8 protein-coding genes are annotated in these 8,586 nt (G+C 29.7%); 7 read left to right on the top strand and 1 reads right to left on the bottom strand.

Features of this window, described 5'->3' with window-relative positions:
• Positions 1-32: 32 nt before the first annotated feature.
• Complete coding sequence (locus CF599_RS19540; RefSeq protein ID WP_121966449.1) at positions 33-215, bottom strand: hypothetical protein; 183 nt, start codon at positions 213-215, stop codon at positions 33-35.
• A 322-nt stretch (positions 216-537) separates the two neighbouring features.
• Between CF599_RS19540 and CF599_RS13010 the strand changes: the two genes are divergently transcribed.
• From CF599_RS13010 to CF599_RS13040, 7 genes are all read left to right on the top strand, one after another.
• Positions 538-1,170, top strand: coding sequence for a response regulator (locus tag CF599_RS13010; protein ID WP_121966450.1), 633 nt, complete (start codon positions 538-540; stop codon positions 1,168-1,170).
• Positions 1,171-1,417: 247 nt separating this feature from the next.
• The gene (locus CF599_RS13015; protein ID WP_121966451.1) at positions 1,418-1,864 is read left to right on the top strand and encodes a transposase; all 447 of its coding nucleotides are present in this window, start codon (positions 1,418-1,420) and stop codon (positions 1,862-1,864) included.
• A gap of 349 nt (positions 1,865-2,213) precedes the next feature.
• Entirely contained in the window at positions 2,214-3,749 is a 1,536-nt protein-coding gene (locus tag CF599_RS13020; RefSeq protein ID WP_121966452.1) for a hypothetical protein, read from the top strand.
• Between the two features lie 20 nt (positions 3,750-3,769).
• Complete coding sequence (locus CF599_RS13025; RefSeq protein ID WP_121966453.1) at positions 3,770-4,858, top strand: thiol-activated cytolysin family protein; 1,089 nt, start codon at positions 3,770-3,772, stop codon at positions 4,856-4,858.
• 4 nt (positions 4,859-4,862) lie between these two features.
• Complete coding sequence (locus CF599_RS13030; protein WP_121966454.1) at positions 4,863-6,371, top strand: thiol-activated cytolysin family protein; 1,509 nt, start codon at positions 4,863-4,865, stop codon at positions 6,369-6,371.
• A gap of 1,053 nt (positions 6,372-7,424) precedes the next feature.
• Positions 7,425-8,219, top strand: coding sequence for a glucosamine-6-phosphate deaminase (gene nagB, locus CF599_RS13035; protein WP_121966455.1), 795 nt, complete (start codon positions 7,425-7,427; stop codon positions 8,217-8,219).
• A 219-nt stretch (positions 8,220-8,438) separates the two neighbouring features.
• Positions 8,439-8,586 (top strand): DUF4372 domain-containing protein (locus tag CF599_RS13040; protein ID WP_121966456.1); only part of this gene is annotated, 148 nt, incomplete at its 3' end.

Below are 8,586 nucleotides of genomic sequence, written 5' to 3' on the forward strand. Positions count from 1 at the left end.
ATTCAAATGAGAATTGCTTTTTATCTACACACTTATTTTCCAGTTCTCTTGTCTTTATCTGGATCATCATCACCATGACGAAGACTTTTTTGAAAATCCTCGTCTTTTTCTTTCTTCTTATGTTCAATTTCTTCTTTGAAATTGTCATCATTACTACACGATGCAAACATTGTAAAAAGAATTACCATACTACTAACTAAAATACTATTTCTCATGTTACTAAATTTTAGAATAATTTAAGCCCCTATTTTAACTAAATACTTTATAAGAATACCATATTAAAATGATTTTAATTATCAACTATTTTATTGTAATTACTTCCTCTTTTTGATGGATATAATCAAATCAAGTAAGAAGAGCGATGATTTTAAAATAGTTTCAAATTAATATTAGTTATCCCTAGGCATAATTATTAATAAATATTAAATAATTTGTATAGTTAAACTACCATATATGTTAAAGGATATAATTACAAACTGAAATTAATCTTGTTTACTGAATTCTAAAAGACTGGTTTAGCTATCTTAGTAAAAAAAAATGAATATTATAATTGCAGATGACCATCAAATGGTTCAAGACGGATACAAATTAATACTAACAGATATAGTTAGCAATTGCATTACTGTATCATCTTGTGAAGCATTTTATAATTGTTTAAATAGCACCTCAGAAAAAATCCATGTTGCAATTATTGATTATAATATGCCTTCTTATAGAGATCAAAATCTTAATACAGGGGCAGACTGTTGTGCATATATTAAAAAACTACACCCTAAATGTGTAGTTGTCTTAATTACAGCTCACGAAGAAGCTATAGTCTTGTATAACATATATAGAAAAGTTAGGCCTGAAGCACTAATAGTAAAGTTTGATTTTGACTCTAAAATATTTATTGATATTCTAAAATCTAATAAATATAATTTCCCTTATTTAAGTCCTATCGCTGAAAAATCGATTAAAAAAATTATTAGTCATAACTCACTTTTAGATTCAAAAAATCGAGAAATAATAATGTACTTATCTCAAGGTTTTAAATTAAATCAGTTAGAGAATTTCGTAATGCTAAGTACAAGTACTATTCAAAAAAGAATTAGTAAAATGCTAAATGAGTTTGAGGTAAAAGATTATCAAGAATTAATTGTAATAGCTCGAAAACATAATCTGCTTTAATTATTGTATAGGATTATCCAATATTCATTTTAAACAGTAAGTTTCAATAATCTGTTAAGCTTTGCTTTATAAGATGATGTTATCGATTTTTCGGATTATTTTAAAATTGTCATTGATAATAATTAATCCTTCCAATAGCTTTCCATCCTAGCAGCTTTAAATATTTTTAACCCAGAATCCGCATTAGAAAAAGATGTACATTTATTATGTGTAATTCCTAACGCGTAGCGTTAGAAAATTTAAGCCTATGAATTTTGATCTACCCTTTACCAACAAAGAGATTACACCATGGGGCGGAATGGTCTTTTTAAAGCAAATGTTAGATAAAATAGACTTTAAATCTCAGATTAATTCCTGTGAAAGTCTTCCTTGTCAAAATTCTAATAGGGTACATGATGTGGATGTGATTTTAGAGTCATTTAATCTAAAAGACTTCTATGCTACCGAAGCTGCTCTAATCTTTGTGATGATTGCTTATAATCTAATGGCGCTATTTAGAATCTTTGTTTTACAAGAAAAAACACAAAAATCACTTTCTACATTAAGATATAGAACCTTTGCTATTGGAGCTTATTTCGAGAAAACAAATGACACGATCAAACTGAAAATAGCACTGGTCAAGAAGAGACGAAAATGGTTCGTAGGTTTATGGGATTATCCTTTAGACCTACCTTTAAAATTACCTAATGCGTAATCTGGGTTTAAAGGTATTGTCGTATAATTTGTGGTAATTGCGAGTAATTTTTTTTGACATTACAGATTTTTATTCTCTTAAATTATAATAAATAACGGAGTGTTCAAGTAGTAAAATAACCTTTAACTATCACAATGTCTGATTGATATGTGGAGGTGAATTTAGACTGTAATTATAGTAGGATGTAGTTAAATGGAAATACATTCAGTATTGTACCAAGTCTAGCAATGTTTAATTAACAATATTTTATGATTTATTGCTTACCAATAGCATAGTTTGTTAATAAGGAACTTGATCTATCTCTTAATGTATTTATTTAACTTAATTTTAAGCTAAATAAATACTTAATATGAGAAAAACAATACGATTATTTGTCTTAACAAACTGTATTCTACTATACTCTTGTTCAGTTGATGACAAGGAGAAAAGTAACGAGCAAAATAACTACAATCTCGAAATATTTAAAAATACAATCGAGATTAATACTATTGTTAATGCAAACAATAGTGAGTTTGTTCCTTTGATGAAACTTGTCAATAAAAACACTCTTAAAAAAATAAATGAAACAGGAATGAATCTTAGTGTAAGAAACATTACTGATGATCCTTTTTTTTCTAGAAAAATGATAGAAAAAAGTACAAACCCTATTATAACTCCCGCACAAAAAGGTTCGATTTTTCCTGGAGCTGTATTAGAGGGAGATGCAATTAAAAGACAAGACTTTATGCTTTTAGATGTCCCTGCATACAAGCCAATAGTTCTTTCTTCAAATATCAAACATAATAGTAATTCTAGTATTTCTAAAACTGTAAGCAAGCCTTCCTATTCACAAACAAGAGAATACATTGTAGATATAACTAAAAAAGGAGAGTTTCAAGAGTTTGAATCTTTCAGATTTTCACAAATATTTTACTCTAATTACAGTGAAATAAAACGTCTATTTGGTTCCAATATAAATACTACTCAGTTATTTTCTAGAAAAAGAGAAAGTGAAGATTCAGACTTTGAAAAAGTTGACAAACAAACGGCATTAGCTGTTAAGTTTTCCCAAGTTGCTTTTTCAGTTTATCGCGATATTCAACCTGTTAGTGATTCCCCAATAGTTGGTAACACTCAATTTGAACCAATTGTTGTCAATTCTGTTCAATATGGTAGAATGGGAATATTCACTTTTGAAACAGATTATGATATGGAATTCTCAAAAAAAACAGTTGAAAAAATCATGAATTCTGTTGCATATAATAAACAAGTAGTTCTTAGTACAGAAGAATTAAATCTAATGGAGACTGCTGATATTAAGATTTACTTGGTAGGAGTAAATGGATATGATTCTGCAAAAACTATTAATGGTTTAAAAGAGTTTTATGAACTGGTCCAAAATTCAAAATTCGATAGTAAGTCCTTCGGAGTACCAATTTCTTGCACATTTGTCACCGCTAATACAATGAAACTTGTTGAAGTTGAATTTGATATATCATATTTTGTTACACCTCTATATGCTGTGGAAAGAGTAGATAACATACAAGAATATTCTCATTCATCTGAGAGCTTCCGTCGTACAAATAATTATTCTATTGATTTTTATTTAGATAGGGAAAAAACAAAGAGAATTAGGCCACATAAAGATGTTATGTGTGAAATAGATTGGTCAGAAATAAAAGATCAAGTACGATTAGGTGTTACAAAAAGAATCCTAAACGAATCAGGAACAATTAGACTAACAAATGATCAGTTCGAAATTAATGGTAAATATATTGGTCAAGAAATATACTCTATACAACAATTAGGTAGACCCTCTCCTAATGGTGGAGGAGGCTCAAAAGAAGATATTCACATGAAAAGTTACAGATTAAAGGATAATGATTATTTCTTTAAACTACGATAAAAACAGTTAAAATTTAAATTATGAAAAAAACAGTTCTTTTAAAAGCAAGTTTGCTTAGTTTGTTTATTGTTACTAGTTGTAATAGTGATAATGAATCCCAAGAACCTATTAAAGTACAACAAAATCATGAGTTAATTAAGGGGAATAATGTAGCGTATGATAAGGTTTATAAGATAGTTGATGGGATTGAATATGATATTACTAAAGAGCAATATGAATCAACTAAAATAAAACTCCCATTTGAGAAAGGTATACGCAGTACTGGGGCTACTTATGATTTCTATAGCATAACCCCATTGGCTACTGTTAATACTTATCTTGGGGCAATCTATGATGGGAATGATTTTGAAAATGGGATATATAACCCTGTTGGAGAGGTATTTGAAAGATTACAGAAAACTACAATGTCTTTATCTGTGCCTGTCCTGCCTGTAGAAATTAATACTACCTATAGTGGGCAATGGACGGGAATTGTAAAATCATTAAGAGATGAAGGTTTCTCAGGAGAGCAATCCGTCTCGTTTACTTATTCTTTTAAACAAATTAGTAAGTATAAAGAATTACAATTAGCTTTTGGAGCAAATGTTAATGTAGGTACACTATTCTCTGTAGATATTGATATTAATTCTACTAATCTAAATTATAATACTGTGATGTATGTTGATTTTAATCAAGTATATTTTAATGCTGTTATGGATTATCCAGGAAATATTTTCATTGACAATACTGTTCGAGATAAATATGCATCAAAAAATCCTATCTATATTAACTCTGTAGATTATGGGAGAAGAGGAGTTATTATGGCGCAGTCTAATTATTCTTATCAAGAAGTTTCTGCTGCTTTTAGAGCTGCTTTTACAGCTAAAGTTGTAGATGGGTCTGTATCATTAGATGTAAACAGTAAAAAGATCTTATCAGAAAGCAAAATTACTATATGTATTATAGGAGGGCATAAAGACGCTCCTAAAGTAGCAGCAAATCTATCTGCTTTAAATGATTTTCTAGTAGAAGGTGGTGAATTCACTAAAACTAAATTTGGAGTTCCTATTTCATTTACTGCTGCCTATGCTAAAGATAATAGAAGTTATGTATCAAAATTAAAATTATAGATATATGAGACTCTTCGCTTTTTTATTACCTATTCTTTTATTAGGGTGCAGTAAAACTGATGACAATAATTTAATAAAGTCTAAAATAGAGGATATCCAGACAGAGAGTAATTCTAATGTGATTAAAATCACTGAATATTTAAACCCTAGTAATAAAGAATTTCAACAATTACTTAATACCTATAGAGCTACTAGTTTAACTAGTAGCTCTTATAACACGTTGGCTCTTAATCAAAGTGATCTAGATTTTTTTGATAATAAATATATAATTTCAACAGATAATCCAACAATTCCAAATTCATTAAGTACTATTGTTTATCCAGGTATTGTTTTTGAAGGAGGAGATTTAGTTCAAGATCTAGATTTTCAAGTTATAACAGTCAATAATAAATTGCCTATTACAATTACTAGTAATATATTGTATAATGAACCTAAAACATCTTCAAAAACACTTAATAATCCAAGTAGAAGCGCTTTTGATCAATATATTAACGAAGTTACAAGAGGTGCTGTTTTTGATCAAAGTGAAAGTTTTAAATATTCTATAAAGCAATTCAATTTTTATGATGAATTAAAAAGAAACTTTGGCTCAAATATTAATACCCAAAAGCTATTCTCATCTTATACAGAACACATAAGTGAAAGATCAAAGAGTATTGCTAAAAAAAATGGTTTCGTTATTGATTTTACCCATATTGCCTTTACAGTCTCTATGGATTTAGCCAAGGTAAGTAGTACTACAATAAAAGGCAATACAACTAACGAACCTTTAATGATTAGTTCTATTAGTTATGGTAGAAAGGGGATTCTAACTCTAGAAACGGACTATTCTTCTAGTAAAGTAAATACTGTACTAGAAAAAGTTATGAAAAATATACTTCAGAAAAAGAGAGAGAAGCTTGAAATAGATGAAGAAAAAATATTTAGTGAGTCTGTCTTTAAAATTTTAGTTATAGGTGGTGATGGACGAGATTTAGTTCATACTTTTTCAGGCTTAGATGCTTTTTATCAATGGATGGCAAATGATACATTCACTGAATACTCTTATGGCGTACCAATAAAAGCAACATACAATAAGGTAAACACTTTAGAATCAAAAATATTTAATTTTGAAGTAACAACTAAAATTAGACCTTTATTTGTGCATATAAGAGTAGAAGAAATCAGAAACAGTTCTTCTGGCTATAATTATGATTATAGTGCTAATATATGGTTGGACTTCTATGAGGATCGAGAGAAATCGATCAAGACAACCCCCTCAAATTATATTGAATTTTTTATAGATAAAAGCGAGAAAAAAGAATCTATAAGAGGTGAAAAAGTAACTACTCACATCAATAATTCTGAAACTATAACTCACGGTCCTTTCTTAATACCAACAAATAGTATTTACATAGGGCAAGCAATTACAAAATTTAGTGACTTATCAGGTCCTAACTCAACAAATAGAAAATCAGAAAATCATTCAAGAACTTATACATTAAAATCAAGTCCATTTTTTATAAAAATTTAGTTTTCTTACTTTAAAAAAAGTAATTCATGCAATAATACTAAAAGGCACACATTCTATTTATAATTTAAATGAAATAAAGAAACTACTTATTTCTATTGTATGTCTTATTTGTCGTTTAAACTATGTGTTGTAGTGCATTTAGTTTTCAGCTTTTAAAAATGCTTATTTAGATAATTAAGTACAAAGCTGAATCTAACCAACCTATATATAGAAATTTTATAACTGTGAAAAAAGGTAAGTTAGTTAGCACTCAACAATACAACATAATATATCTGAATAGTGTAAATCTATGAAACCCTTAGGGATTAATATACTGTGAAGTTCAGAATATTTGCTATAAGAGATTATTGGTTTTATAGCTAATTTTTTATGTAATTTTAAAAAACTAGAGGCTACTTAAAGTAGTTGTAAGAGATAAGGATACCTTGTATTGAATCATATTTTAGTTTTGTTTTAACATATTTTAGACTTTTAGTATATAGGTGTTTGTTTTATTAAACTTAGTGTATTGGGCAATTGATTAGGCAAAAGTACATCAAGAAAATAAGATTAAACAGTAAAGGTACTTAATGCAAACCCTAAGAAAACCTTAAACTTTCTTGGGGTCTTTCGTTTAAAATTTATTACTTTCTTTAATTTTAATAAGAGGGTAATAGGAGGAGTATAAACCTAACGATAATGAATTTTATTAGGGATTCTACTAAAGATTTCCCTTAAATTTTTATTGTAGTATTTAGAGATATTCTAGAGGTGTTGTTGTATTGAAGATACTTAATAATCTTGTTTTTAAGTTTTATGCGTGGATATTACTAATGTGTTTTAGTTAGTATTATACGTTTTACTCAAAAAAAACAGATATTCGCCAATTGTAGCAGGTATCATGCTTTAAATTTTGTTACATTTACAACTGAATCTTATATAAAACATAATACCCCTTTAGAGAGAGGGGTTTTTTGGTTAATGAGAAAATGGATTTTGGAGCGGATACTATCTTCTGTCTTCATCTTCTAGAAAACCTTTCGCAAGAGTAAAATATTGAGAAAAAGAAAACAGATGAAAGATTTATTTAAGACACAAGATATTACATATAAAAGAGAGGATGCGATAAAGGTGTATTCTGACAAGGATGTGGCTTCAGCTTATGTGGCTGAACGTATAGCGAAGATCATCAAGCATAAACAACAGATAGGGGAGCGTGCTATCATAGGGCTAGCAACTGGATCTACTCCGAAGGGGGTGTATCGCGAGCTAGTGCGTATGCATAAGGATGAAGGTCTGAGCTTTAAGAATGTGGTAACGTTTAACTTGGATGAGTATTATCCAATCCTTCCTGTGGATGACCAGAGTTATATGTCGTTTATGAAGAGTAATCTGTTTAATCATATTGATATTGATCATTGCCATGTGCATATTCCCGATGGGACTTTGTCTCTAGAGGGTATACAAGCGTACTGTGATTTATACGAGCAGAAGATAGTAGACTTCGGTGGGCTAGATATTCAGTTATTAGGGATTGGTCGTACTGGGCATATCGGGTTTAATGAGCCTGGTGCTATTTTGGAGTCTAAGACGCGTCTAGTGACCCTAAATGATATCACTCGTGAGGATGCAAAGGATGATTTTGGTGGTAAAGAAAAGGTTCCTACCCAGGCAATCACTATGGGGGTGCAGACGATCACTCAGGCAAAAGAGGTTATCCTTATGGCGCTTAGTCAGCGTAAAGCGGAGATTATTAAGCTTGCGCTAGAGGGGGAGATTACTACGGATATTCCGGCGACATTCTTGCAGAAGTTGAGGCATGTGGAATATATCTTGGATAGTGAGGCGGCATCGCTTTTGTCAAGATAAAGAGAATTATAGAGGATGAAAAGATAAAAGCAAATAACTGTTTGATTACCTTAGTATAAGGGAAAAGCTGTTACTTTTGGGGTAGGAGTTTTTTTTTCGTCTATATAGTTTATTTCAAAGCAATAGCGTCCTAAACGTTTAAAAAAAGGCACAAAAAAAGAGAGTAAATTAAGGATCTCAAATTATCTTTGAGTTGCACACCTAAAAAAGACTCTCTTGATGTCAAATATAACATTGTTTTCTCAAATAATAGCAAAACTTGATCGCTCAAAATTCAAGAAACTTGTAAAAGATAAGCAGACTGATAAATACAATAAAGGCTTTGATAGTTGGAGTCATTTAGTATCTATGCTATTTTGCCATTTTG

The sequence above is a fragment of the Myroides sp. N17-2 genome, from assembly GCF_002286775.1.
In the GTDB taxonomy this organism is placed as follows: Bacteria; Bacteroidota; Bacteroidia; order Flavobacteriales; family Flavobacteriaceae; genus Flavobacterium.

Coding starts and splice junctions, on each gene's coding strand:
- CF599_RS13020 (WP_121966452.1), top strand. CDS start 2,214: ATGAGAAAAACAATACGATTATTTGTCTTAACAAACTGTATTCTACTA.
- CF599_RS13010 (WP_121966450.1), top strand. CDS start 538: ATGAATATTATAATTGCAGATGACCATCAAATGGTTCAAGACGGATAC.
- CF599_RS13015 (WP_121966451.1), top strand. CDS start 1,418: ATGAATTTTGATCTACCCTTTACCAACAAAGAGATTACACCATGGGGC.
- CF599_RS19540 (WP_121966449.1), bottom strand. CDS start 215: ATGAGAAATAGTATTTTAGTTAGTAGTATGGTAATTCTTTTTACAATG.
- nagB (WP_121966455.1), top strand. CDS start 7,425: ATGAAAGATTTATTTAAGACACAAGATATTACATATAAAAGAGAGGAT.
- CF599_RS13025 (WP_121966453.1), top strand. CDS start 3,770: ATGAAAAAAACAGTTCTTTTAAAAGCAAGTTTGCTTAGTTTGTTTATT.
- CF599_RS13030 (WP_121966454.1), top strand. CDS start 4,863: ATGAGACTCTTCGCTTTTTTATTACCTATTCTTTTATTAGGGTGCAGT.